This is a genomic window from Paenibacillus timonensis, assembly GCF_022427145.1.
Lineage (GTDB): Bacteria > Bacillota > Bacilli > Paenibacillales > Paenibacillaceae > Fontibacillus > Fontibacillus timonensis.
In genome coordinates this window covers 87,487-112,498 of record NZ_JAKSXN010000001.1, presented here as the reverse complement: position 1 = coordinate 112,498, position 25,012 = coordinate 87,487, and the positions used below count along the sequence as shown (strand labels likewise).

Here is a 25,012-nt window from a genome sequence, read left to right as displayed (position 1 = left end):
ATGCGAGGAACGGTCATGAAAATTACGGAGAATCAAATCGTCGTCTTATGCGAAGACGGGACCTTTCGCAATCTCCCCCGGCAGGCGGTTTTGCCCAGGTTAGGTGACAACATCCCGGTGCCAATGGCGGATCGGCCTGGCGCAACAAGGAATAGAAGATTTAAGGCGTCCCGATTGGTAGCACCCGCGGCTGCGGCCGTGTTGCTGTTGTTAGGCATCGTCTTTATGCTGAAGTTCATGACGGGATCCACGCCGCCGTTGACGCTGGTTGCCATCGATATCAACCCCAGCATTGAGCTTGGGGTGACTTCAGCCGGCAAGGTCGCGAAGGTGCGGCTGGTCAACGACGACGCCAAGTCCATCGTGACGAAGCAGCAGCTCATGGGGAAAAGCTTCGCTGCGGCCGTTGAACGAATCATATCCGAAGCGGAGCGGCAAGGGTATTTGGAGGCTGGGACGGCCAAAACCTGGATTTGGATGACCGTCGTTCCGCCGGCGGATAGCGGCGCGCCGGCTTTCGCGATCGACCGCTCAACCCTCCCTATCAGTGAAAAGTACACGCTGGAACTGTTTGCGGCGACGACCGCGGATATCCAAAAGGCAGTACAGAGCGAGTTATCCATTAACAAATATATCGTGTATGAGCAGGCCGCCTCGCAAGGCATTCAGCTCGACATCGCGGAATTAAGGACGCATTCGATCGTCTCGGTATTGAAAGAAGCGGGCATCACGCCCGAGATTCTTCTCGAGCAAGGCGGCGACGATGTTGGCGCAAGCCCGGAGAGTCGCGAAGCGGCCGGTACTTCGGGCTCGAAACCAAAAATGAAGGAGACGCCGGCTTCTGCAAACCCGGACGCGAAGACGCAGCAAGGAAGCGAAGGTACACCGGAGATCGATCGCTCATCGAAAGGAGAGGTCGAGAAAAATACGGAAGCCCCGGCGAAGCTGCCAACCCAGCCGGTAACGAACCAAGCGTCCAAGCATCAACCTTCGGGGAACCCGCCTTCCGGAAACTCAGGCGAACCGCAAGGGAAGGCAGGGAGCGTAAGCGAGGAAGCCTCGAAGATCAGTCCGCAAGGCAGCGACAAGCCGCAGAACCCTGTGAAAGAAGAGTCGTCCGAGGTTGCCGGGAACAAGGGGCAAGGAGACGATAACGGGACCGGGGCGCCGGAAAATGGCCAAGGAAATGGACAAGGAAATGGACAAGGCGACAAGGACCAGACACCGGTTGACGCTTCAAATGGAAAAGCACCCGGAGAGGGCAAGGAGGATATCGTCGCCGAACCGGCTGCACCGGCGGGGGCCGAATCAAGCAAGCCTTCGGAGGCGACGGAACATCCCCGTGAAGAGGCCAAGCAACCTGCGGCCTCTTCCGGCGCGTCTCCCTCTCCATCGCCACCCACGGACCCGGGTTCTTCGGGAAGCGGTTCGGGGAGAGGGAAACCTTAGTATATAACGGGAATAACAATGGATCGCGTTGCTCGAAACGAAAAAGCTGAACGGCTTTCGTTTCGAGCAATTTTTTTATGCCGCGCCCCCCGCAAACGGGACTAGTCTTTTCGTAATAGGTAATAAGTCGCGTACGACGGTTCGGTCCCGCGATAAGTTTAAAGGAGGCAACTTAGATGAGAGTAATCCCAATCACCGAATACAACGAGCAAGCCATGCAGTTGGCGAGGGCGGTTTATGACAGCCGGGGACGCGTACTGCTCGCTGCGAACCATACCGTTCACCCGAAATACCTGGAACGGTTTAAGCATATGGGGATTTCCCATCTCGTGATCGAAGATTCCGAGTCGAAGGGAATTACGCTGGAAGAAATGCTGGACATCCCCACCTGGTTGGAGTTAATCGAGCATGTCAAGCTGGCTTATACGGCAGCCGCCGAACATAAACCTTTCCCGACGAAACAATTGTTTCAGGGGGCCAAAAGCTTGGCGGATGAAGTGAAGCGGCGGCCGGTCGCCATTTCCGTTCCGGTGACGGCGATTGCCGCGGAACTTCATAACTATGCCCACGCCGTGAACGTGGCGCTGCTTTCCCTGCAAATCGCCAAGTCCTTATCTTACAATGATCTTCAATTGAGGGACTTGGCGGTAGGTTGTTTGCTGCATGACATCGGAAAAGGGCTTTGCAGCGGGAGAGACGGACATCCGGAGGCCGGTTTCAACTATCTGCGGTCGGTTCGCGAGGTCAGCTTACTGTCGGCCCATGTCGCCTTCCAGCATCACGAGCAATACGACGGCACCGGGTTTCCAAGGAAAATCTCCGGGGCGGAAATCCATGAATATGCGCAAATTTGCGGCTTGGCCAATTTCTATGAAAATTTGGTTTCGGTGCTCCATGTCGCCCCGCATGAAGCCATTGAAGCGGTGATGGCACAGAACGGCAGCGGTTTTGATCCGCGAATCGTCCAATCCTTCGTTCAAGGGGTCGCTCCCTATCCACCGGGTTCCAAAGTCATACTGAGTAATGGAGAACCTGCCATCGTTACCCGGATTGAATCGCATTTGCAAAGACCGACGGTACGTTTGTTAACTACCGGACAGGAGGTTCCCCTCGCGGAACATCCCACGCTGATGATCGCCCGGCACCTTGAAGCTTGATGCGTGCATCCGGGAAAAACGATTCGTCAACTGCATAAAACTTTCCCGATCAGCCGTAGACGGGTAAAATAGGTTCGAGACGTACGATGGAGGATACTTATGAACAAAAAGAAAATTCTCATCATAGACGACGAATCGGCCATTGCCGATCTGCTGGCTTACGGACTGTCCAAGGAAGGGTTTTATACCCGGACAGCGGGCAACGGGATGGAAGGGTTGGAGCTTATGGAGAGGTTCCGGCCGGATCTTCTCCTGCTGGACTGGATGCTGCCGGATCAAAGCGGGCTGGATATTTGCAAGAAAGTGACGGCAACCCATAACATCCCGATCCTGATGATTACGGCGAAGTCCGACATTACCGATAAAATCCTCGGCCTCGAGTTCGGCGCCGACGACTATATTACGAAGCCGTTCGATTTGCGCGAGGTGCTTGCACGCATTCGCACGATTCTCCGCCGGGTGCAGCCGGCGGGCCAAGGGCATGAGGAATCCCGGGAGGAAGAGCGGATTCGCTTCAAAAATATCGAGGTGGTCGAAAGCGAACGGCTTGTACGCAAGGACGGCGAGCCCGTCGATTTGACGCCGAAGGAATTCGATCTGCTGCTGCGCCTATATCGCCACCGGGGCAAAATCTATTCGCGCACCGACCTGCTCGATCTCGTGTGGGGATATGACTTTCCCGGAGATACGCGCACAGTGGATACCCATATCCAGCGCTTGCGCAAAAAGCTGGATGCGGGCGACCTGATCACGACCGTGTTTGGAATCGGCTACAAATTCGAGAAGCAGGCGGACTAGAAGATGATCCGCACCATTCAGGGAAAGTTTCTCGTCGGTTTTTTTCTAATTTTTGCCTTGTCTTTCCTGCTGCTGAATCAAACAATCGACCACATCATTCAAACGAGCAACCGGAGAATCATTACGGACGATTTGATCGGGCTGAAAAAAAACAGCAACGTCTATGTTCGCCAGGCTTTCCTGATCAATCACTTTACGAACGATGACCTCTATTTCGGTCAGATGGCCGAGGAGATGGTCACGGACCTGAACCGGGCGACTTCCAGCGAGATAAGCGCCTACACATTGGACGGCGTCCTGCTGTATTCTACCTCCGGCGAGGCTTTTGCCGGCGTGTCCGACGACGATTTGAGGCAGGCGCTTGCGGGAAAAACCGCATACACGATCTCCTATGAAGAGGGGACGGCCGCCGTTCACTATTCATATCCTGTCGTGATCGACGGAACCAAAGTGGGGATTCTGCGGTTCGCCAAAGACTTCACTCTGCTGCACGAGCAGACCGGCACGATTTTGAATACGATCACCTATCTGGCGCTGGCGATTTTCGCGGCGGCATTCCTGTTTTCGTATATCCTGTCCCGCAATATTACCATTCCACTGGTCAAGCTTAGCAAAGCTTCCAACGAAGTGATGAACGGGAATCTCGACGTCCACATCGACATCAAACGGGCACGGCGGGACGAAATCGGCCGGTTGGCTGCGAACTTCAACGAAATGATCGGGCAAATCAAGCAGCAAATCGTTCGAATCGAACGGGATCGCGATCGCCTCGAGCATTTGAACCGGCAGCGGAAGAACTTCTTCGACAATGTGACCCATGAGTTGAAAACGCCGTTGACCTCCATTCTCGGCTACGCGGAAATCATCCGGCAGCAAGGCGAATCGGATCCGGCCTTTTTCGACAAAGGGATGAACCACGTTGTTCAGGAAAGCGAGCGACTGCACGCCCTGGTGATGAGGCTGCTGGAGTTATCGCGGGAGACCGCCGGCCAGGAGGAGTTCAGTCGCGTCGAAACGGGACGAATCTTGCGTGATGTATGCGAGGCGCTGACGTTTAAGGCCAAACGATACCAAAAGACGATTCGTTGCCATATCGCGGAGGAGCTCCATGTTTTCGCTCAAGGAGACCGAATCCGGCAATTGTTCATCAATTTACTGGATAATGCGGTCAAATATAGCGACATCCATTCGGAGATCAAGGCCGAAGCCGTGCGTGCCGGGGAGACGGTTCGATTCGTTATTGCAAACCGGGGGAAGACGATTTCACGGGAGCATCTGGCAGAAATTTTCGAACCATATTATTTGCCGGACCGCCAAGGCGCCAAGGAAGCGGGCAGCGTCGGTCTGGGGCTTGGCATCGCCAAATCGATCGTCGACGATCACGGAGGCAGCATCCGCATGACTAGCGAGAACGAAACGACCACCGTCGTGGTGGAGCTGCCTTACATGAAAGCGGAGAGGGAGCGGCCATGAGCAAAAAAATAACGTTCCTATTGGCTTCGATCGTCCTGACCGGCTTCTTGCTGTCCGGATGCATGAGGGATCAGCGCCCCCAAACGATCATCATTCCCGACACGGAAGAAGACCGCGAGCAAAGCCAAACCAACGGGCTGTTCGAGGTCAAAACGATATTCCGGCTTCCCGAGGATATATGGAGAAGTGGTAGTGTTATTGGGTGGTACGGACCGGACGAGCTGTTAAGGTTCACTCAGGACAGGGTTTCCGGGCAAACCCTGGAAAGCCTTGTCGCTCCTTTTGAGTCCGGGGAGAAGCTGTTTTCGCTCGACAAGAAAACCGCCATTCTGGGCTTGTCCCCGGATGGACGTTATGCCGTATCCTACGGGACGGAAAGCGATGGATCCTTCTCGTTGCAGTTGATCTCGCTCGCCGATCAATCGGAGAAAGTCGTCGACAAGTCCACTTCAAGAGAATTTTTATCCAAATGGTTCATGTGGTCCGATAACAGCCGCTATCTCTCTTATGTAACTTCCGACGACAGGATGAAAGATGTTACCGTTAACCTATACGATTCAGAAAGCGGGGAGCTTCGGCACTATGCCATGCCGGGAGGAGGCAAAGAGAATTTCAGCGTGACCGTCAAATTCTCGGATGACGGAAAAACCGCCCTGATCATCAACGGTTATTCGGATCGACCCGAATTAACCATCGGGACATGGAATGGCGATAAGTTTAGCGCTCTTTATCAACATGAGCTTGCCGGTGGGACCCCTGTGGCCTGGATAAATAGCGATCAGGCGGCATTTATCGGACGGGACGGCGCGCTGTATACGTATGATCCCCGAAACGATGCGGTCGCCGTTTTGCTGGAACGCGCGGATACGTTTCAATTATCCCCTGACCGGAAATATATCGCTTATACGAAAAATCAAGATACGATCTATGCCGGAAAGCTGCAAGGGAATAGCATTCTAAGTCAAAAATCACTCTATCAAGGCGTGATTCCCTGGCAAATGGCATGGAGTCCGGACAACGGCGAGCTGCTGGTTCAAGGACAAAAATCCTACGCGGCATTACCGGGCCAGCAAGAAGCAAGAGAGTCGGAAATCGTGTCCGGACCGGCCGCCTCAGAGTATTTGCCGCTTATCATTGAATTTAAATAAATCCATTGTCAAACCAGCATCCCGAGGAAAACGGAGCTTAGAACAGCCGCCGTATTTTTCCCGGGATGCTTTTTGTTTTGGAGACATTTTGTTTACAACTCGGCCAAACCTTGATGACATCTCTCCTTTACATTAAGAAGACCGGTATTGACACCGATATCGGCCGAAAGGAGACAGGCGAGGATGAAGCCCAAAATATCGCTCGCTATTGCGAGTTGTCTAGTGTTATTCACGATCGCCGCCTGCAGCGGAGGCGGAGGAAGTCCGCAAGCCGGCACATCCGGGACGAATGCGGCCGGTTCGAACCCGGCGAAGACGGGAGATAACGCGCCTCAGGATAGCGGCGGCGGAACCGGCACAGGCGGCAAAAAGACCGTCGTGTTCCAGATGTTTTTCCCGGACGAGCGTTTTCAGGAAGCGAAAAGGAAATATGAAGCGCTACATCCGGACGTCACGATTCAGTTGGAGGATGTCCGGACCGATGATTCGCATTTGGAAGCCGAGATGGAGAAGTTTCAAACCGGCGTAAGCACCGCGATGCTGGCAGGCAAAGGCCCCGATCTCATCCAGCTCGATGACTTGCCGGTCGAAAGTTATGTAAGGCATGGGCTGCTCGTCAATCTTGAAACGATGATGAGTCAGGATTCCTCTTTCAACAAAGAGGATTACTTTGCCAATATTCTCGATAACGCCAAAACCGGCGACGGAATTTACAAAATGCCGCTGTCTTTCTTTCTGGTAGGTCTTTCGGCGAACAAGGACGCCATCGCACAGTCGGGCGTAAAGATCGAGGACCAGACGTGGTCGTGGAATGATTTTGCCGAAATCTCCAACAAGCTGGTAAGCGGTGAATACCGGCAAGCCCTCTATGCAGAACCGCAAGATATGCTCAATTGGATGGTGTCCGACAATGCTTCCTTGTTTATGGATGAAGCCATGGGCAAGGTGTATTTTGACTCCGCTTCCTTCACGGGGCTGATGAAGCAGGTCAAAGCGATGTCCGAATAAGGCGTGATCGGAACGGACGGCCAGCCGCTGTTCCTCCCTGTCCAAATCAACTCTCCCGGCGATTATTTCAAAACGTTGAACGGCGGGGGACGCGGTTTGGATATGAGGCTATTCGTTCAGCCGCATGCGCAGGAAGCCGGCGTTGGAGGTTATTTTCAGGTCTACCGCGGCGTCGGTATCAGCGCAAACTCGAAGGTGAAAGAGCAGGCCTGGGACTTCATCAAGTTCATGATGTCGGATCAAGTTTCGGTTTCTCCGATTCATGCCGGTTTTCCGATCAATAAAAAACTGTACGACCGGGAAGTCGCTCAATTGAAAAAGGACGGGCAGGTACCGACCGAAAAAGAGGGGCCGCATCATGGCGTACCGGTCAAGGTCAACGATGAAGAGCTGGACGGGTTGATGAAGTACCTGACCGGAGCGTCTCATCCGGTACCCAGAAACACCAAATCCACGAAGATAGCCGAAATGGTTTATGAAGAATCCAAAGCGTTTTTTAGCGGGCAAAAATCGGCGGAGGAGGTCGCGAAGTTGATTCAAAACAAAGTCACGACCTACCTCAATGAATAGGCTCCGTACGGCCTTCCGGCTGCGTGGAGACGCCGGGTCGGCTCTGCTGTTTTTGGCGCCAAGCACCATCGGCTTTTCGCTTTTTTACCTGATTCCTTTTGTCTACGGCATTTATGAATCCTTTACGGACCGCGCGGTCGGCGGCAAGTTCGTCGGTCTCGAAAATTATGCGGACCTGCTCTCCAGCGGTTCCTTCCGAAAAGCGGCAGCGAATACGCTGCTGTTTACGGGGATCAGCGTTCCACTCCTGATTGCGATATCGCTGACGCTTGCGCTGCTGCTGAATCAACGGCTGTTTTTCCGCCAGGGGCTGCAGACCGCGTTTGTTTTGCCGCTCGTTGTCCCGGTTGCCTCGGTGGTAACAGTTTGGCAAATTTTGTTCGACTGGAACGGGACCTTGAACGCTTGGCTGCATGACTTTCACTTCGGGAGGGTCGATTGGCTCCAATCGGACGGGGCGATGGCCGTGATTGCCGTAATGTATCTCTGGAAGAACATCGGCTATGACATGATTTTATTTCTGGCCGCCTTGCAATCCATTCCGAAGGATTATTACGAGACGGCGCGGATGGAAGGGGCGGGGCCCGTGCATCAATTTTTCCGGATCACGCTGGTTTACCTGACGCCTGCGATGTTTTTCGTCATCCTGATTTCGATCATTAATTCGTTTAAAGTTTTTCGCGAAACGTACCTGCTTGCCGGCGATTATCCCTATGACCGGATCTACATGCTGCAGCATTACATGAACAACATGTTCGCCTCGCTGGATATCCAGAAGATGACGGCAGCGGCAACGCTGATGGTCGCCTGCATCGTCGCCCTGGTTACGGTTCTCCTGTCCGTGGAGCGCCGGTTTCGGGATGTTCTGGAGTAAGGGAGGGCTTGTCATGAAAATATCGCAATGGCTTCCCAAACTCGCTTTAACGGCGATCATCGGCATGTTTGCCGCGATGATGGCGGTACCGCTGGTCTTGACCTTAACGAATTCGCTGATGACGGGACGGGAAATCGGATGGAATTACGACCTTATCGGACAGATGACGGATATTGCGATGGGCGGCAAGGACAATTTCGTGAATCTGAAGCTTCTTCCCGACTGGCTGAGTTTCGAACAATACCGCGAGGTATTGATCATGAATTCCAAATTCCTGCGGATGTTTTGGAATTCGGCCGGCATGACGGCTCCGATTGTTGCCGGCCAGACGCTGGTGGCCTCCCTTGCGGCCTATGCATTTGCGAAACTTCGCTTTCGCGGCAGGGACAAGCTGTTCTTGATTTATGTCATGACGATGCTGATGCCGTTTCAGGTGACGCTGGTCCCGAACTATTTGGTGGTGGACGAGCTTGGCCTGATGAATACGGAAGCAGCGATTATTTTACCGGGCATCTTCGGCGCGTTTGGGGTATTTATGCTGCGCCAGTTTATGACCCATATCCCGAATGCCTACACAGAAGCGGCGAAAATGGATGGGGCGGGACAGTGGACGATTTTTGCCCGCGTCGTACTGCCGCTCGTTAAACCGGGACTTGCCGCGCTGGCGGTGCTCTTGTTCGTCGATTACTGGAACATGATTGAGCAGCCGTTGATTTTCCTTCAGGATACGTTCAAGCAGCCGTTGTCGCTGTATCTGGCGCAAATCGAAGCGGACGCGCGAGGCGTGAGCTTTGCGGCGTCGGCGGTTTATATGGCGCCGATGGTGCTGTTGTATCTGTATGCCGAGTCCTATTTCATCCAAGGGGTTCAGCTTTCGGGCATCAAAGGGTAGAAGGGAACGTGATACGCATTGGATTCGCCATCGAACGAAGAACGGCGGCTGAACGCCCGGCAGCGTAAAATCAGGTTGCTTGCCGGGTTGTTTATCGGTGTGCTGTTGATTTTTACATTGTTAGGCAACACGCTGCAGGGACTTACCCTGCCGAAAGTGCTTACGGCCGAAGCGAGCCCGGGCGAATTGGTCCACTCCTTTCAAGGCACGGCGGCGTTGCAGTATGGAGCCGAGCGGGATTTGGCGAATCCGGCAGGATGGAAGGCCGCCAAGGTGCTGGTTCGGGAAGGGGACAGGGTTCGAAAGGGAGATACGCTGATCGAGTATGACGCCGGTGAAGCGCAGCAGCAACTGGCCGACATGAAAGCAAGCCTTGAGAAGCTCAAGCTGTCGCTTGGCGGACTGGAAGCCGCTTATAAACAAGCGGCGCAGGACGGGGATGAAGCGGCCAAGCAAAACGCCAAAGCCGCGATCGAGACCGCGAACATCGATATATCCATGCAGGGACAGCATCTTGCGGCCTTGCAGCAGAGTCTGGAGGAAAACCGCCGGCTGAACGCCCCGTTCGACGGAACCATTATCGGGATATCGGCGGAGGAAGGGCTGACTTCCGCCGGAGGGCCGGATATTCGCATGTCGAATGCCTCAAGGGGTTTTCGATTGGAACTGCAAATTCCGGGCGATGTCGCGGAGTTGCTGCGGATCGGCGACGAGCTGGACGTCTTGTTACCGGATCAGGATAACCGATCGGTTACGGGCAAGGTTTCCGGCCTGCGAGCGGGGACGGGGGGCGGCGCTTCCGGCGACGGGGCAAGCGGCACAGACGGGTACGCTGCTCCTGCTCAGCTATTGACGGTATCGCTGCAAGGGGATGATTTGCGCAGCGGGGAAAAAGCGCGGATCACGTTAGCGAAGTCGGGAAACCCAGGGACGCTGCTGATTCCCAACGCGGTGGTCCGGAAGGATGATGCCGGATCATTCGTCTATACGGTCGAGTCCAGGGAAGGGCCGCTCGGCAATGCGTATTTTGCCGTACGGACCGGGATCGTCGTTGCGGGCTCGAACGGGCATACGACGTCCGTAAGCGGAGGCTTGTTTGACGGGCAGCAGGTGATCGTGGACAGCACAGACCCGATCATCGAAGGAGTCCGCGTGCGTTATTAAGCGGGAAAGAGGAGAATTCGAGGGGAGACCAACGTAATGGGGAGAATGGCGAAAATACTTTATTTCATCTCGGTTATAATCATCGTATTAGGTTTGTTGATCTTAGGCGGCGTATTCGGGATCGGTGGCGAACGAACCGGCGCCGGTAACGGGCGAAGTCTTTTGTCCTCTGCGCCATCGGCCGGGCAGGAAACCGTCGTTCCGGGCAAAACGGAAGGGGCGTACCGGATCGTCATCGATCCCGGCCACGGGGGAAAGGATCCGGGGGCAAACAGCGTCAGCGGCGTGGAGGAGAAGGACTTTACGCTTTCACTCGCGCAGCGCGTCTATGAGTTGCTTTGGCGCGATCCGATGTTCGAACCTTATTTAACGCGGACGAATGATAGTTTCATCGCTTTGGAGGAACGGGCCAGGCTTGCTAACGAGATGCACGCCGACGCATTGATTTCGCTGCACGGCAATACGTATGAAGGGCGAGAGGAGGTGTCCGGCACGGAAACGTATTACTTTGCCGGGGGGGATGGCAGCAGCGAGCTGGCACAGGACATTCATCAGCATTTGATCGAGGCTTTGGGGTTCGAGGACCGGGGAGTCCGTCAAGAAGACTGGAAGGTGCTGCGGACAAGCGAAGTACCGGCAGTTTTGGCGGAGGTCGGGTTTTTGACGAATCCCGGCAACGAGACCGTATTGTTAAGCGAGGCGGGGCAGGAACAAGCCGCCCAGGCGATTGTGGATGCGTTGAAGCAGTATTTTTCCTCAGGAACTGGTCGTGGCTCTTATAAACGAGGCGGCGGAATTATATGAATCCGAAGGAACGCCGCAGTGGCGCTGCATCTACGCCGGTACGCCGGAATCGAGAGAGCGGCTCGCGGACTACATGATGGCTAAGATGTTGGACAGCCGGCTGGGCAAACTGGTCCCTACCAAACTGATTGCCAAAAGGGTGACGGATATTCCCGCGCACCTGATCGTCGTGGCGGAATCCGGAGCCGACCAGCGCCAAAGTGATGAAAATTACGCAGCTGCCTGCAGTATTATGCAGACGTTGCAGCTGCTGGCCTGGGAGCGCGGTTTGGGCGCGTTATGGGATACGGAGCCGTTCGTGCAAAGCGAGTCGTTTTTAGCGAGAATCGGTGTGCGGCAAGGCGAGAGATTCGTCGGTATTTTGCATATGGGTTATTTCGATAAGGCGCCGAAAGGGCGGAAAAGAACGCCGGCAGAGCAAAAATGGACGGTCCTCCTTGGAAGTGGAGTGCTTCCGGGGATACCGTCTGATGCCGCGGCGCTTTCCGAGCGCAGCATTCTTGAAACGCTGAACGGCGCGGTTTGGGCGCCGAATGACGGGTTGAGGGAACCGTGGAGATTTATCTTCGTGACCGGCGGGGAATCGGGCGGAAATGTTCGGGCGTCCCTTCCGGGAAGTGCGAAGGCGCACCTCCTCGTTGTGGCCAAGGAAGAGTCGGATCCGCACAAGCGGGAGGAGGTTTACGCAGCGGTGTGCTGCCTGATCCAGAACTTTGAGCTGTTGGCCAAATCCAAACCTTGGGGCGTGCGCCGGACCAGACCCGAATGGATTTACGATCCGCAGCAGTGTCGGCATTATGGCGTCGAACCGGGGGAGCGGATCGCGGCGGTGCTGGAGCTGGGAGGCGAGAAAGCCCATCCGCCAGCGAAATTAGCCGTTCCCCGCGTGATCCGGTTCGAACTTTTAATTACATGCCGTTTCTCCCGTCGTCGTAACTAAGCTGCCATTCGATCCCGTACTTGTCCTTTACGTTGCCGTAACAAGGACTCCAGAAAGTCTCCTGCAGCTCCATTTGGACCGTGCCGCCTTCCTTCAGACGCTCGAACGCGGCGGTGATTTCCTCCCGGTTCGGGCTGACAAGCGCCAAGCTGATGTTCGTTCCGACGGTGTAGGGCGAACCCGGGAACACGTCGGAGAACATCAGGTTACTGCCGCTAACCTTAAGGTTGGCGTGCATGACCCGGTCTTTCGCTGCTTCGGGAAGCGTATAATCCGGCTCGGCGGAATGCGCTTCGCCGAAGGTGAGAATCTGCGGCCGCTCCACGCCGAATGCCTGGGCGTAAAAATCAACCGCCTCGCGGCAGTTCCCATCGAAATACAAATATGCGTCAATAGGCACGTTAATTTCCTCCTCGACCATTTCGTTAAGCAATAGGGTATCCCTTCTTAAGCTTAACCAGAATACTCCAGCCTCAATCAACCCAAAACCATAAATGGGTAATATTAACTCCACCCATACCGCCCTCATTCGAGATACCTTGAAGCAGTGATAGTTTCGGGAAATCCAGTAAATTACGGGCTTTTTTCTTTACATTCCGATAATAATATTCGTAAATTATCCACATAAAGATATATTATCTTTAAAATTAATTTCCAATCTCCCGCCTATGAATTTCCATAAAATTTCACATGGCTTGCTTGTTTTTTGTCAGGTTTGCGCTTAATATATGAATGCAAGTCTAGTAATCATAACCAGAGTGAGTAGGTATAGAAGATGGCGATTAACGATAATATTTTGATAAAAATCCGCGATATGAAGGAAAACTTGACGCCGGTTGAGCGCATGGTCGCGGAATATATTTTGGCCAACATGGAGGAAATCCCCCACCTGTCGATCAAAAGCTTGGCCAAGCTCAGCAAGACAAGCGACGCTTCCGTGCTCCGTTTCTGCAAAACGATGGGCTACGGCGGCTACCGAAGCTTTATCGTCAGTATTTCAGCGGCGCTGGGCTCCATGGACGACGAGCGCAAGGACCAATATACCGATATCCAGCCCGGGGATGACCTGAACACGATTATTTCCAACATCTCGCGCAATAACATGAAGTCCATCGAGGATACGCTAAGCGTGCTGGACCGCGGCGAGGTCGCCCGTGCCGTCAAAGCGCTTCGAGCTTCGAACCGCATCGTATTTTTCGGAATCGGTGCCTCCGGCTTGGTATGCCAGGACGGGGAGCAGAAATTCTCGCGGATTAATAAGATGAGCCATGCGTATACCGACGGTCATAGCCAGTTGACGGCAGCAACGCTGCTGGGCAAAGGAGACGTCGCGATCTTCGTTTCCAATTCCGGCGATACGGTGGAGATTCTGGAGACGCTGGACATCGCTAAGAAGAACAACGCCACCACCATCGCCATCACGAAATACAACAGAAGCGAGCTCGCCGATAAAGCGGACATTCTGCTTGGGATCTCCACGCCCGAGGTGACGATGCGCAGCGGAGCAATGGGTTCGCGCATCGCGATGCTGACGGTCATCGATATGCTGTTCGCCGGAGTGGCGAGCGCGGAATACCAGAACGTGAAGAAATATTTGTCCAAAACGCACAATATTTTGGCCGGCAAGCACAAAAGATAACCGTTTACGAAACGTCCGAAGACATGGGATCCTGCGATCCGATGTCTTTTTTTGTTGAATTACAGGAGTAAAAAAACAAAATTAAATTGCATAGTAAAATTTTATTTCAAAATCTATTGACGATGTAAAGATTTCCACTTTAAACTAAGACTCAAGAAATGAGGAGATTAGACCAGATCATCAGTGAGGAGAATGAAAACGCCATGGAAGAATATTTTGCAGGGCTGACGACGGAGGCCATCAACCGGAACACGCAAATGATTGATGAATGCTCGACCGAAGAAATGCTGCGTCTGCTCAATCGGGAGGATGCCACGGTGCCCGCCTCCGTAGCTGCGGAAATTCCACAGATCACCAAGGCGGTGGATATTCTACATCATCTGCTCAAGCAGGGTGGAAGAATGTTTTATATAGGGGCGGGGACCTCCGGGAGATTGGGAGTGCTTGACGCGTCGGAATGTCCGCCCACCTTCGGCGTTGATCCTGATCTGGTGCAAGGTCATATCGCCGGAGGAGATCTCGCTTTACGAGTGGCAGTCGAAGGTTTTGAGGATAGCGAAGAGGAGGGGATCGCGTTAATCGAACGGCTTGGGGTGACGGACAAGGACGCCGTAATTGGCATTTCCGCCAGCGGCAGCGCCAGCTTCGTCATCGCCGGACTAACGAAAGCCGCCGAACTGGGAGCGGCGACCATCGGGATCGTGAACAACAAGGCTTCGAAACTCGAGGCGGTTTGCGATATTTGCATCGCTCCCGTCGTGGGGCCGGAAGCCATTATGGGCTCGACCCGGCTCAAGGCGGGGACGGCGCAGAAGCTGGTACTCAATATGCTCACGACTTGCACGATGGTGAAGCTGGGGAAAACCTACAACAACCTGATGGTGGATTTGAAGGCCAGCAACAAGAAGCTGTATGACCGTTCCATCCGCATCATCAAATTTGCCACCGGCGTCGACAGCGAGACGGCGGCCAAAGTATTGGAGCAGGCGTCGCTAAACTGCAAATTGGCTATTCTGATGATCAAAACGGGCATGGAGGCCAAGCAGGCCGAACGCGTATTAAGCGAGTGCGATGGCAATCTCAAGCGAGCCATCCGTACGCAAAACAAGGTCGTTTCGCACGATAATCCAGGGGGAGGATTTCATTCATGAGAAAAATGCATGTACTGGCATCCGTATTGGCTTTCACCATGTCGATCGGCTTATTGACGGCTTGCGGGTCGGGAAACAATGCCGCGGCCCCGAACAATTCCGGGGGTTCCGCCAACGCGCCGGCCGAGGCTAAAGACACGATCACCGCGCTGCTTCCGCCGGTTTCCGGCAATTTTCAAAGCCGGTTTGAGCAAATGGAGAAAGATTTCAACGCCCTTTATCCCAATTTAACCTTAAAGATCGAACCGGCCAGTTGGGAGGACATGACGCAAAAGCTGGATACGCAAGTCAACGCCGGGAGTCCTCCGGATATCGCCTTTATCGGGTCGGACGGGATATCGAAATACGTGCAGCAAGGCATGTTGATGGACATTACCGATACTGTAACCCCGGAAATGATCGCGGACTATGATCCGGCGCCGCTCGAATATATGAAGAAGGCTGACGGACTGTATGGGTTCCCGGCTTACATGGAAGTCCACGCGCTAGGCGGCAACAAGCAATTTCTCGAAGAAGCGGGGATCGACTGGAAAAGCGTGCAGCAAAACGGATGGACGTACGAGGAGTTCCGCGAAGCGATCAAAAAAGGCGTCGTCAAGGAAGGCGATACGACCAAACGCTACGGATTCGTCTTTGCTACATCCGGCGTCACGGCCAAGGACTACTTAAACATTTTGATTAAAAATGCAGGCATGCCTGCGGCGTTTACGAAGGATTTGAAATTTGCCTATACGAGCAAAAATTATCTGGAAGTGCTGAAGGCGGTGCGGCAGCTCATTGATGACGGCTCGATGCCGAAGGAACTGAGCTCCGTCGACGCCGGCAAACGCTGGAATATGTTCCTGACCGGACAAACGATGATCACCGGTAAAGGGCTGGCGACCTTCGAGAACTCGGCGAACCAGAATAACGAAAAGCTGAAAGCCAACGACGGAAGTGCCGTCGCCGGCAGCATTCCGGTGGAATACATCGTGCTCCCGGTGCCGACGTTCCTCGGTCAGGAACCGATCTCCAGCACGGTCGTGGACGGTTATGTGACCTTCCGCGGCAAGAAGGAACCCACCGCCGAGCATAAAGCAAACGTCGTAAAAGCGGCCTATTTCTTGGCCAGCGGCAAAGTTGCGGCCACGACAAACAATGACCTGTTTGCAGCCCATATCACGAAGAGCGGCAGAGAAGCGGCGAAGGAAATGACGGTGAACCGCAACCCGGATAACGTAGCTGCGGTAGAGACGCTGCTGTCCCATGCCAACCCGGCGCGTCCGGACATTCCGGTGGAACTCGGCGCGCAGGCGATCAAGCTGGAGGACGAGGTCATCATCCCCAAACTGCAAGCGTTGTTAGCCGACGAAATCACGCCGGAGGAGATGTACGAAGCCGTCAAGAGCGAAGCGATCAAGCTGTTCGGCGAAGACGGCGTCGTCATCGACTAGCCGGCAGGGATTCGGATAGCCGCACGTTTCATCTTGCGGCTATCCGAACCGTTTTTTTACACTAGCGAAAAGGAGTCTGGACATCATGGCCCAGTTGGCAAAAGCGCGGACGGCAGGCTCAACAAAGAAGAAAACGCTGCGGTTGAAGGGAGACGCCACTTGGGCTTATGCCTTTATCGCCGTGGCACTGGTCGTTTATGCGGTGTTTACGGCCTATCCCGTTGTCAGCGCCTTGATCATCAGCTTTCAGGAATACAAACCGCTGGGTTCCGAGTTCGTCGGATTGGAGAATTACGCGAACACCTTCTCGGATTCCCTGTTCTGGAAATCGATCAAAAACACGGTCGTATATACGATTCTGACCGTTCCCGTATCCTTATTCCTGTCCTTTGCCGTCGCGATTATGATCCTCCCGTTGCGAAAAGGGCTGCAAACGGCATTTAAAGCCATTTATTATTTGCCGGCGGTCGCTTCCGGCGTGGCGTTATCGGTAGTGTGGCTGTGGATATTCGACCCGATGACGAGCGGAATTTTGAACCAGCTGCTTGGGCTGTTCGGCATCACGAACCAGAACTGGCTAGGCTCCAGCGCGACGGCGATGTTCTCGCTGGTCCTGATGGCCTGGCTATCCAGCCATGGCACGAGCATTATCATCTACCTGGCCGCGCTGCTTGGCATCGATCACAGTTATTATGAAGCGGCGGAGCTGGACGGGGCCTCATTCTTCCAGAAACTCTGGCATATCGTGATCCCGTGCCTCAAGCCGACGACGCTGTTCCTGCTCGTCACGGGAATCATCGGCTCGTTCCAGGTGTTCCAGAACGCTTACCTGATGACTGGCGGCGGTCCGGACAACGCAACGACGATGGTGGGGCTGCTGATTTTCAACAACGCGTTCAAATATTTCGAATTCGGAGAGGCGGCGGCACAATCCTTAATCCTGACGGTGATCATCGCCGGCATTTCGCTGATCCAGTTCAAGTTTATGGGCAACGACATCGAATACTAGCGCGAGAGGAGGAGGAACCATGGCGCTATACAGTATCCATACCGGGCATAAACAAGTCAAACGAATCCGCAACGCGGGGCTGATGCTCGTTCTTCTGCTTTTCGCGCTCGCGACGCTGTTTCCGATCTATTTCATGATCATATCCTCCTTCGGCGATCCCGTAGAGGCAGGGGCGCTGAGCTACTCCTTATGGCCGGGCAAAATTTCGCTGGAATCCTACCGTTTTTTCTTCGATTACAGCGAGCATTCTTACCGCTGGCTGCTCAACTCGCTGATCGTGGCGACCAGCGTGATGGTGTTTAACGTCGTATTCGCGACCTTGGCCGGTTACGCCTTCTCCAAAATCCGCTTCCGCGGCAGAACGGTGCTGTTTTCGATTTTGCTGTGTGCGATGATGATTCCGTACCAAGTGACCCAGGTGCCGCTCTACATCTTGATCGTCAACGTGTTTCAGATCGAAAATACGTACGGCGCGTTGATTTTGCCGGGATTGGTGACGGTGTACAACATCTTCCTCGCCAAGCAATTCATGACCTCGATTCCGACGGAGATTTTGGAATGCGCGAAGGTCGAAGGCTGCAACCAGTTCCAAATGTTCACCAAGATCGTCCTGCCGTTATCCAAAACCGTTATGGCGGTCATGGCGATTCTGACCTTCATGGACAGTTGGAACACGTTCTTCTGGCCGTTTCTCGTCACGAACACGATGGACATGCAAACGATCCAGGTGGGTCTCAAAAACTTCCGGTTCGCCAACACCACGTATTTTGCTCCCATGATGGCTGGAGCGACCATATCGGCACTGCCGATGTTCGTCTTGTTCTTTAGCCTCCAGAAATACTTCCTGGAAGGCGTAACCGTAGGAGCGGTGAAGGGCTGATGACGGTGAGGGTGGAGGTTGCGAAGAGTTCGGAAGGAGCCGACGTCGTCCGACGATATGCGGTTGGACTGATGTCGGGAACTTCGGTCGACGGTATCGATGCCGCCGTAGTGGAGATCCAGGGGGATCTTAGCGGGATCGGCAAACTGAAGACGCGACTGCTGGCGTTCGAGAATCTGCCTTACCCGGAGAAGGCGAGGGAGGAGATCTTCGCGTTGTTTGATCCCGGGCAAGCGACGATCGACCGGGTCGGACGGCTTCATGTATGGCTCGGCGAATTGTTCGCCCAAGCAGCGCTCGCCGTGATTGGCAAAGCAGGGCTGACTCCCCGCGACATTGCCTGGATCGGCTCGCACGGGCAGACGATCTATCATGCGCCAGAAGCGGAAGTCGTGGACGGCCTGGAATTACGGTATACGGTGCAAATCGGTGAAGGAGCCGTGATTGCGGAGCGGACGGGAATCCCTTGCGTGTCCGATTTTCGCGTCGCCGACCTGGCGGCGGGCGGTCAGGGGGCGCCGCTGGTCCCGTATACGGAATATTTGCTGTACCGGGAGGAGAAGCGGACGCTGTTGCTGCAAAACATCGGCGGCATCGGCAACCTGACCGTTCTGCCTGGCGGCTGCCGGGCGGAGCAGGTGTACGCGTTCGATACGGGACCCGGAAACGTATTGATCGACGGCGTGGTGTCCCGGCTGACGCAAGGTGAGAAGACGATGGATGCCGGCGGGAGCATGGCCGGACGCGGCAGGGTCGATGACAGACTGCTGGAGATGCTGATGCAGGAGCCCTACTATCGCCAGCCGATTCCGAAATCGACCGGGAGGGAGCGCTTTAGCGCTTCCTACGTCGACCGGTTGCTGGAATACCGCGACCGAAATCACCTATCGGCGGAAGATCTGGTGGCCACCGTCACACGGCTTACGGCGTGGACGATCGGCGAAGGATATCGGCGGTTTGTCCGGGAACGGCACGCTGCCGACGCGTTGATCGTCGGGGGAGGCGGGAGTTATAATCCCGTGCTGATGAACATGCTTCGGGAAGAGATGAACGCTATGGGCGTTAGCGTGATGACGCAAGAAGATCTGGGGTACAGCAGCGACGCCAAGGAAGCGGTGGCGTTCGCGCTGCTGGCCGGATGCACGTTGGCCAGGCGGCCGAATAATCTCCCCGGCGTGACCGGGGCGGTTCGTCCCGTGGTCATGGGGAAGATCAGTTATTCGTTTCATGGGAGAGACGGCGAACTTTAGCCAACGTCGATGGATGAGAGGGGATGAGCGCATCATGGTGATGAACGGGATCGATCAGCTTGCCGCATATGCCAAACTGCTACACGGCCAAAGGCTCGGGTTGATCACGGCGCCCACGGGCTTGACGACGGACTTTGTCTCTACGATTCAGGTGTTGAACGAAGCATTTCATCTAGCCGCCTTGTTCTCGCCGGAGCATGGCGTCCGCGGCGATCTGGCCGCCGGCGCTTTGGTCGACAGCTATACCGACCCGCTGACCGGCGTGCCAGTGTATAGCTTATACCGGAAGGATTCCAAACGAATGACGGCGGAGATGCTGGACGAAGTCGACGCGGTCGTCTACGACATTCAGGATGTGGGCGTCCGGTACTACACCTACATCTACACGATGCTTTACGCGTTGGAGGACTGTGCGAAAGCAGGCAAACCTTTTATCGTGCTGGACCGGGTGAATCCGCTAAACGGCGTTACGGTGGAAGGCAATGTGCTGAAGCCGGGATTCGAGTCGTTCGTCGGCAATTACCCGCTTTGCGTGCGGTACGGCTTGACGGCCGGAGAAGTGGCCCTGATGGCAAACGATCAAATGGGCTGGAACGCCGAGTTGCACGTGATCCCTTGCGGGGGTTGGAACCGGAGCATGTTCTATCCGGAAACGGGCCGGATCTGGGTGCACCCGTCGCTCAATATGCCGCGGTTCGAAACGGCGCTGTTGTACGGCGGCACCTGCCTGTTCGAAGGAACGAACCTCTCGGAGGGGCGCGGCACGAGCTTCCCGTTCGAAATGATCGGCGCCCCGTTCATCGAACCGGAACGGCTGGCGGCGGAAATGAATGCGAAGCGATTGCCGGGCGTGTTGTTCCGGTCGGTTTACTTTAAGCCGACGACCTCCAAGCATGCCGGCGAACTTTGCGGCGGCGTTCAACTGTACGTAACCGACCCGCAGGCATTGCAAGCTGTAGCGACCGGGTTTGCCTTGCTGGATACGATTCGGCGAAATTACGAGGATTTCACTTTCCTGCCGCCGATGAAAGAGAACAGCCGGCCGTTCATCGATTTATTAAGCGGCGACAAGGTCTACCGGGAAGGAGCGGTGCCGCTGCCGGAGCTTCTGGAGCAATTCCGGGAAGAAAGCGCGGCATTTGCCGAGACGAAACGGCAGTATCATCTTTATTCATGAGGAATAAACGGGAGGCTGGCCTGTTGGCGAGGTTGTGTCCGCCGATGAGACGGCGTCAGGCTGGAGAAGGAGGATCAGGATGAGGTACGTGGTTGGCATCGACGGCGGCGGCACCAAAACGGCCGTGACGGTGGCGAAGGAGAACGGGGCCGTTGTGCATTCCTTCGCCGCCGGTCCGCTGAATCTCAACGGCCAGGATGCCGCATTGGTGGAAGAAACCATGCGGAATCTGCTGCGGACCGTAGCGGAGGTCTGCGGGGGCATGGAACGGTGTGCCCACTTGTGTCTCGGAGCTGCCGGAGTCAGCAATTCGGCGGCCTCGGAGCGGCTTGTCTCGCTGGTCCGAACCAGCGGATACGCCGGGGGGCTGACATTGGCCGGCGATCACGAAACCGCGTTGTGCGGCGCGCTGGTCCGCCCGCACGGAATGATTCTGATCGCCGGGACCGGATCGATCTGCTACGGCCGGAACGCCCGCGGCGAAACCCATCGGACGGGCGGCTGCGGCCACCTGATCGATGACGAAGGCAGCGGCTACTCCATCGGCCGCGAGCTGCTTCGCGCGGTCGTCCGGGCGGCGGACGGGCGGAGCGCCCCGACGGCGATCACGGAGCTGGTCTACGCACAGCTGGAGCTGCATTCGGTGCGGCAATTGATCGGGTTCGTGTACGCTAAGGACACGAACAAGAAGGACATTGCCGCACTGGCCCCGCTGCTGTCGCAAGCCTGCGGGCTTGGCGACGGCGCGGCGCTGGCGATCGCGCGGCGCAGCGCGATCGCTTTGGCGGAGCTGGCCGCTCCCGTGGCCGAACGGCTCGCCCTCGAAGAGGGCGAGCTGGCGTTGGCCGGGAGCGTGCTGCTCCGCAGCGCGCACGTGCAGGCGGGGGTAAGGGAAGCGCTGAAGGAGCGCTTCCCGCAGCTCACCTGCACGCTGCCCCAGCATGACGCGGCCTATGGCGCGGTCATGCTGGCGCTGCGCGCGCTGGAAGCCGGGCGGGGCTAGGCCGCCCGGCCGTAAAAAGGCGTTTCCCTTTTGAAGAGGGAAACGCCTTTTTTTGCCGAACTGACGCGGATAAGCTCATGAGAGGATGTTCTCTATCCGAAGTGAAGCTGAAGTGAGTGGAAAACCTCCACTTCTTTCGAGCTGGAATGCCGAATTATCGACAACGAGGTGGAAATCCTCCATCTAAAATACCGCTCCGGCTGCCGTTTTGACGTATCAAGCCCGAAATAGTTGGAGGATTTCCAATGAACCGTTCCCAATTGCAATGATCTCTCAAAAATAAAGGAAGGATTTCCACTTCGCATGATGGGACTAGGATAGGTGGGGGGCCGTAAAACGCGGAGCCATGGCATGGCGCTTTAATCCCTCTGCCGAAGCAGCATAACCGGACCCCTTTACAGGGCCCGATCCAACACATCCATGATATGCACGGCTTCCATTTGGCCTTCGAGGCCGGCGCGAAGGATTCCCTGCTTCATCTGCAGCAGGCAGCCGGGGTTGGAGGTGACGATGAGGTGGGCTTTCGTTTCCTTGACCTGTTCCATCTTATCGTCCAGGATCCGCATCGACATCTCGAATTGGGTGAGATTGTACGTACCGGCCGAGCCGCAGCAGCCGTCGGGCTGGCGCATTTCGACGAGCTTCAGTCCCGGGATGCGGCGCAGCAGCTCGCGGGGCGGGTTCCGCACGCCTTGACCGTGCGCAAGATGACAGGAGTCCTGATACGTGACCGTGTAAGGCAGCGGCTTGTTGAACGCTAGGGGAGGCAACTCGGCCAGCAGTTCGTTCGCGTCGCGATTGCGGGAAGCGAACCGCTTGGCGCGTTCCTCCCAGGTTGGGTCGCCCTTAAACCAGTGGCCGTACTCCTTTAACGCCGCCCCGCAGCCGCCGGCATTGTTGACGACGAAGTCGACCTCGGCTCGCTCGAACGCTTCGATGTTCCGTTTGGCTAACTCTCTGGCACCGGCCATTTCCCCGGAATGGGCATGCATCGCTCCGCAACAGTTTTGCTCCTGGATAAACACCACGTCGCAGCCGGCTTTCACCAATAACCGCGCCGTCGCTTGATTTGTCTCATAGAACATTACATCCATAATGCAGCCGGTGAATAAGCCAACCGTCAACCGCTTCACGCCCTCTGCCTTCATATGCGGCTCCCGCATGCGCCGTTCGCGCGGCGAAGCGATGGTTCCAACCGCCTTCTGCATTTCGCGCAGCGACTTAGGCAAAATTCGAACAAGACCGGTTCGGTTGGCCAACGCTTGCAGTCCCAGCGCTTGAACTCCCCAGAGGAGGTTTCCCAGACGCCGAACGCGTTTCGGATACGGAAAGATCCGTTTAAAGATCATGCTGCGCAAAACAGAGGGCTTCTCCGCCGTTTTTTTCGTTTCCTGCACGAGCTCGCGTGCTGTCTCGAGCATACCGCCGTAAGGCACTCCGGCCGGACAGGCCGTTTCGCAAGCCCGGCAGCCCAGGCAGGCGTTCATATGGTGCTCAAATTCGACATCTACCGGGAGTTGACCCACCGCCACGCCTTTCATCAAAGCGATCCGACCGCGAGGACTGTAGGTTTCCAGGCCCGTTTGCTCATAAGTTGGGCAGGTCGGCAGACAAAACCCGCAGTGCATGCAGTTCATGATCTCATCGAGATCCAACTGCGGCAATAAACCGTTCCCGCTGCCGTTCTCCAGGCTGGCGACGGCGCCGCTGCAAGGGGAAGAGGCGAAGTTTTCCTTCGATGATGGGCCTTCTCCGCTCATCGTTTCACCACCCATCTGCGGCGTTTGGAAGCCGCGAACATTTTGCCCGGATTCAGAATCCCGTTGGGATCAAACGCGGCTTTGATGCGCCGCATCAACTCCAATCCGGATTCGCCGACCTTCAGGTGCAGGAAGTCTTTCTTGGCCAAACCGACGCCGTGTTCGCCGGTGATCGTCCCTCCCAAGCGGATCGCGGCGTGAAAAATCTCTTCAAACGCCCGCTCGACGCGTTCGATTTCCTCCCGGTTCCGTTCGTCGGTCATGCAGGTCGGATGAAGGTTTCCGTCGCCGGCATGGCCGAACGTGCAGATTTGCAGCCCATATCGGTCGGCGATTCGTTCGACTTCCTCGACCATATCCGCCAGGCGGGACCGGGGGACCGTGGCGTCCTCCAAGATCGTGGTCGGTTTCAGGCGGGAGAGGGCGGACAACGCCGCCCGCCGTGCGGTCAGCAGTTTCGCGCCTTCTTCGGGGGACCCAGCAACCTCTACTCCGGCGGCGCCATTCGCCTTGGCCATTTGCGCGATGCGTTCGATGTCCCGGTCAACGACTTCGGCCGGACCGTCCTGCTCAATCAGCAGCATCGATTTCATTTCAAGAGGCAAACCGAGGCGCGCGAATTCGTCCACGACTTTCATCGTTCCCTGATCCATGAATTCAATGGTGGCGGGGATGATTTTGGCCGCGATGATGGCTTCGACGGTTTTGGCCGCATCCACTAAATTACGATAAAAAGCGACCAGCGTCCGCTTCGTATCCGGCAGCGGGAGCAGCTTGAGCGTAATCTCCGTGATGACCGCGAGCGTTCCTTCGGAACCGACGAGCAGCCGCGTCATGTCGTAGCCGGCGACGTCCTTGACGTTCTTGCCGCCGCAGCGCAGGATGTCGCCCGAGGGCAGCACGTATTCAAGGCCCATCACGTAATCCTTGGTCACGCCGTATTTCAGTCCGCGCATCCCGCCGGCCCCCTGGGACACATTCCCGCCGATCGTGGAGATCCGCATGCTCCCGGGGTCCGGCGGATAGAACAGGCCCAACGTTTCCACGGCTTGATGCAGGCTGGCGGTCACGACGCCTGGGCCGACCGTTGCCGTCAGGTTGCGCGTATCGATTTCATGGATTTGGTTCATCCGGTTCAAGTTCAGCACGATCCCGCCGTGCACCGGAATGGCGCTGGCCGCCAGATTGGTGCCGGAACCCCTGGGAATGACCGGTATTCGGTGGGTATCGGCTAACTGCAAAATGCCGGAAACCTCACGGGTCGAAGCAGGCAACACGACCGCGTCGGGCAAGGCTTGATACATCGGAGTTGCATCGTAGGAATAAGCGTAAAGCTCGGCAGGGCGGTCCAACACCCATTTGTCGCCGACGATGGCTTTGAACTGCTCTTTCACTTCAGGACTGATCAATCCGCATTCCTCCCGGTTTCCTGG

The 25,012-nt window shown here is 55.8% G+C and carries 23 protein-coding genes; 20 read left to right on the top strand and 3 right to left on the bottom strand.

Annotated features, from left to right (window positions below; translation table 11 throughout):
• The 12 genes from MJ257_RS00560 to MJ257_RS00505 all read left to right on the top strand — a co-directional run bounded on the left by MJ257_RS00560 (nt 1) and on the right by MJ257_RS00505 (nt 12,277).
• Nucleotides 1-1,449, top strand: a complete 1,449-nt coding sequence (locus tag MJ257_RS00560) for an anti-sigma-I factor RsgI family protein (RefSeq protein WP_240267442.1) — start codon at nt 1-3, stop codon at nt 1,447-1,449.
• 176 nt (nt 1,450-1,625) lie between these two features.
• Entirely contained in the window at nt 1,626-2,606 is a 981-nt protein-coding gene (locus MJ257_RS00555; protein WP_240267441.1) for an HD-GYP domain-containing protein, read from the top strand.
• A 99-nt stretch (nt 2,607-2,705) separates the two neighbouring features.
• Nucleotides 2,706-3,404, top strand: a complete 699-nt coding sequence (locus tag MJ257_RS00550; protein ID WP_240267440.1) for a response regulator transcription factor — start codon at nt 2,706-2,708, stop codon at nt 3,402-3,404.
• Between the two features lie 3 nt (nt 3,405-3,407).
• The gene (locus MJ257_RS00545) at nt 3,408-4,877 is read left to right on the top strand and encodes a sensor histidine kinase (RefSeq protein ID WP_240267439.1); all 1,470 of its coding nucleotides are present in this window, start codon (nt 3,408-3,410) and stop codon (nt 4,875-4,877) included.
• Nucleotides 4,874-6,025, top strand: coding sequence for a WD40 repeat domain-containing protein (locus tag MJ257_RS00540; protein ID WP_240267438.1), 1,152 nt, complete (start codon nt 4,874-4,876; stop codon nt 6,023-6,025). The genes MJ257_RS00545 and MJ257_RS00540 overlap by 4 nt, the downstream gene beginning before the upstream one ends.
• Before the next feature lie 183 nt (nt 6,026-6,208).
• The gene (locus MJ257_RS00535; protein ID WP_240267437.1) at nt 6,209-7,033 is read left to right on the top strand and encodes an ABC transporter substrate-binding protein; all 825 of its coding nucleotides are present in this window, start codon (nt 6,209-6,211) and stop codon (nt 7,031-7,033) included.
• 3 nt (nt 7,034-7,036) lie between these two features.
• Nucleotides 7,037-7,603, top strand: coding sequence for a hypothetical protein (locus MJ257_RS00530; RefSeq protein ID WP_240267436.1), 567 nt, complete (start codon nt 7,037-7,039; stop codon nt 7,601-7,603).
• Entirely contained in the window at nt 7,596-8,477 is an 882-nt protein-coding gene (locus MJ257_RS00525) for a carbohydrate ABC transporter permease (protein ID WP_240267435.1), read from the top strand. The genes MJ257_RS00530 and MJ257_RS00525 overlap by 8 nt, the downstream gene beginning before the upstream one ends.
• Before the next feature lie 13 nt (nt 8,478-8,490).
• A complete protein-coding gene (locus MJ257_RS00520) occupies nt 8,491-9,369 on the top strand; it encodes a carbohydrate ABC transporter permease (protein ID WP_240267434.1) in 879 nt (292 codons plus the stop codon).
• Nucleotides 9,370-9,387: 18 nt separating this feature from the next.
• Complete coding sequence (locus MJ257_RS00515) at nt 9,388-10,533, top strand: efflux RND transporter periplasmic adaptor subunit (protein WP_240267433.1); 1,146 nt, start codon at nt 9,388-9,390, stop codon at nt 10,531-10,533.
• A gap of 45 nt (nt 10,534-10,578) precedes the next feature.
• A complete protein-coding gene (locus tag MJ257_RS00510) occupies nt 10,579-11,337 on the top strand; it encodes an N-acetylmuramoyl-L-alanine amidase family protein (RefSeq protein ID WP_240267432.1) in 759 nt (252 codons plus the stop codon).
• The gene (locus tag MJ257_RS00505; RefSeq protein ID WP_240267431.1) at nt 11,303-12,277 is read left to right on the top strand and encodes a nitroreductase family protein; all 975 of its coding nucleotides are present in this window, start codon (nt 11,303-11,305) and stop codon (nt 12,275-12,277) included. Before MJ257_RS00510 ends, MJ257_RS00505 begins: the two co-directional genes overlap by 35 nt.
• On the opposite strand, the gene MJ257_RS00500 is transcribed toward MJ257_RS00505, so the two are convergent.
• On the bottom strand, nt 12,246-12,677 hold the full coding sequence (locus MJ257_RS00500; protein ID WP_240267430.1) for a VOC family protein: 432 nt from the start codon (nt 12,675-12,677) through the stop codon (nt 12,246-12,248). The two genes, MJ257_RS00505 and MJ257_RS00500, sit on opposite strands and share 32 nt — an antisense overlap.
• A gap of 375 nt (nt 12,678-13,052) precedes the next feature.
• On the opposite strand from MJ257_RS00500, the gene MJ257_RS00495 reads away from it, so the two are divergent.
• The 8 genes from MJ257_RS00495 to MJ257_RS00460 all read left to right on the top strand — a co-directional run bounded on the left by MJ257_RS00495 (nt 13,053) and on the right by MJ257_RS00460 (nt 21,819).
• The gene (locus MJ257_RS00495; protein ID WP_240267429.1) at nt 13,053-13,916 is read left to right on the top strand and encodes a MurR/RpiR family transcriptional regulator; all 864 of its coding nucleotides are present in this window, start codon (nt 13,053-13,055) and stop codon (nt 13,914-13,916) included.
• Between the two features lie 203 nt (nt 13,917-14,119).
• The gene (gene murQ, locus MJ257_RS00490; protein WP_240267506.1) at nt 14,120-15,067 is read left to right on the top strand and encodes an N-acetylmuramic acid 6-phosphate etherase; all 948 of its coding nucleotides are present in this window, start codon (nt 14,120-14,122) and stop codon (nt 15,065-15,067) included.
• A complete protein-coding gene (locus tag MJ257_RS00485; RefSeq protein ID WP_240267428.1) occupies nt 15,064-16,500 on the top strand; it encodes an ABC transporter substrate-binding protein in 1,437 nt (478 codons plus the stop codon). The genes murQ and MJ257_RS00485 overlap by 4 nt, the downstream gene beginning before the upstream one ends.
• An 85-nt stretch (nt 16,501-16,585) precedes the next feature.
• Entirely contained in the window at nt 16,586-17,509 is a 924-nt protein-coding gene (locus MJ257_RS00480; RefSeq protein WP_240267427.1) for a carbohydrate ABC transporter permease, read from the top strand.
• Between the two features lie 19 nt (nt 17,510-17,528).
• Nucleotides 17,529-18,389: a carbohydrate ABC transporter permease gene (locus MJ257_RS00475; protein WP_240267426.1), complete on the top strand. Its 861-nt coding sequence runs from the start codon at nt 17,529-17,531 to the stop codon at nt 18,387-18,389.
• Entirely contained in the window at nt 18,389-19,639 is a 1,251-nt protein-coding gene (locus MJ257_RS00470; RefSeq protein WP_240267425.1) for an anhydro-N-acetylmuramic acid kinase, read from the top strand. Before MJ257_RS00475 ends, MJ257_RS00470 begins: the two co-directional genes overlap by 1 nt.
• Nucleotides 19,640-19,673: 34 nt before the next feature.
• A complete protein-coding gene (locus MJ257_RS00465; protein WP_240267505.1) occupies nt 19,674-20,816 on the top strand; it encodes an exo-beta-N-acetylmuramidase NamZ family protein in 1,143 nt (380 codons plus the stop codon).
• A gap of 79 nt (nt 20,817-20,895) precedes the next feature.
• Entirely contained in the window at nt 20,896-21,819 is a 924-nt protein-coding gene (locus MJ257_RS00460) for an N-acetylglucosamine kinase (RefSeq protein WP_240267424.1), read from the top strand.
• A 395-nt stretch (nt 21,820-22,214) separates the two neighbouring features.
• On the opposite strand, the gene MJ257_RS00455 is transcribed toward MJ257_RS00460, so the two are convergent.
• Nucleotides 22,215-23,579 carry a (Fe-S)-binding protein gene (locus MJ257_RS00455; RefSeq protein WP_240267423.1) on the bottom strand — a complete coding sequence of 455 codons (1,365 nt, stop codon included), beginning with the start codon at nt 23,577-23,579 and terminating at the stop codon, nt 22,215-22,217.
• A complete protein-coding gene (locus MJ257_RS00450; protein WP_240267422.1) occupies nt 23,576-24,988 on the bottom strand; it encodes an FAD-binding oxidoreductase in 1,413 nt (470 codons plus the stop codon). The genes MJ257_RS00455 and MJ257_RS00450 overlap by 4 nt, the downstream gene beginning before the upstream one ends.
• Between the last annotated feature and the right edge of the window lie 24 nt (nt 24,989-25,012).

Coding starts and splice junctions, on each gene's coding strand:
- MJ257_RS00480 (WP_240267427.1), top strand. CDS start 16,586: ATGGCCCAGTTGGCAAAAGCGCGGACGGCAGGCTCAACAAAGAAGAAA.
- MJ257_RS00555 (WP_240267441.1), top strand. CDS start 1,626: ATGAGAGTAATCCCAATCACCGAATACAACGAGCAAGCCATGCAGTTG.
- murQ (WP_240267506.1), top strand. CDS start 14,120: ATGGAAGAATATTTTGCAGGGCTGACGACGGAGGCCATCAACCGGAAC.
- MJ257_RS00495 (WP_240267429.1), top strand. CDS start 13,053: ATGGCGATTAACGATAATATTTTGATAAAAATCCGCGATATGAAGGAA.
- MJ257_RS00535 (WP_240267437.1), top strand. CDS start 6,209: ATGAAGCCCAAAATATCGCTCGCTATTGCGAGTTGTCTAGTGTTATTC.
- MJ257_RS00465 (WP_240267505.1), top strand. CDS start 19,674: ATGGTGATGAACGGGATCGATCAGCTTGCCGCATATGCCAAACTGCTA.
- MJ257_RS00460 (WP_240267424.1), top strand. CDS start 20,896: ATGAGGTACGTGGTTGGCATCGACGGCGGCGGCACCAAAACGGCCGTG.
- MJ257_RS00545 (WP_240267439.1), top strand. CDS start 3,408: ATGATCCGCACCATTCAGGGAAAGTTTCTCGTCGGTTTTTTTCTAATT.
- MJ257_RS00560 (WP_240267442.1), top strand. CDS start 1: ATGCGAGGAACGGTCATGAAAATTACGGAGAATCAAATCGTCGTCTTA.
- MJ257_RS00470 (WP_240267425.1), top strand. CDS start 18,389: ATGACGGTGAGGGTGGAGGTTGCGAAGAGTTCGGAAGGAGCCGACGTC.
- MJ257_RS00550 (WP_240267440.1), top strand. CDS start 2,706: ATGAACAAAAAGAAAATTCTCATCATAGACGACGAATCGGCCATTGCC.
- MJ257_RS00510 (WP_240267432.1), top strand. CDS start 10,579: ATGGCGAAAATACTTTATTTCATCTCGGTTATAATCATCGTATTAGGT.
- MJ257_RS00520 (WP_240267434.1), top strand. CDS start 8,491: ATGAAAATATCGCAATGGCTTCCCAAACTCGCTTTAACGGCGATCATC.
- MJ257_RS00475 (WP_240267426.1), top strand. CDS start 17,529: ATGGCGCTATACAGTATCCATACCGGGCATAAACAAGTCAAACGAATC.
- MJ257_RS00540 (WP_240267438.1), top strand. CDS start 4,874: ATGAGCAAAAAAATAACGTTCCTATTGGCTTCGATCGTCCTGACCGGC.
- MJ257_RS00485 (WP_240267428.1), top strand. CDS start 15,064: ATGAGAAAAATGCATGTACTGGCATCCGTATTGGCTTTCACCATGTCG.
- MJ257_RS00525 (WP_240267435.1), top strand. CDS start 7,596: ATGAATAGGCTCCGTACGGCCTTCCGGCTGCGTGGAGACGCCGGGTCG.
- MJ257_RS00455 (WP_240267423.1), bottom strand. CDS start 23,579: ATGAGCGGAGAAGGCCCATCATCGAAGGAAAACTTCGCCTCTTCCCCT.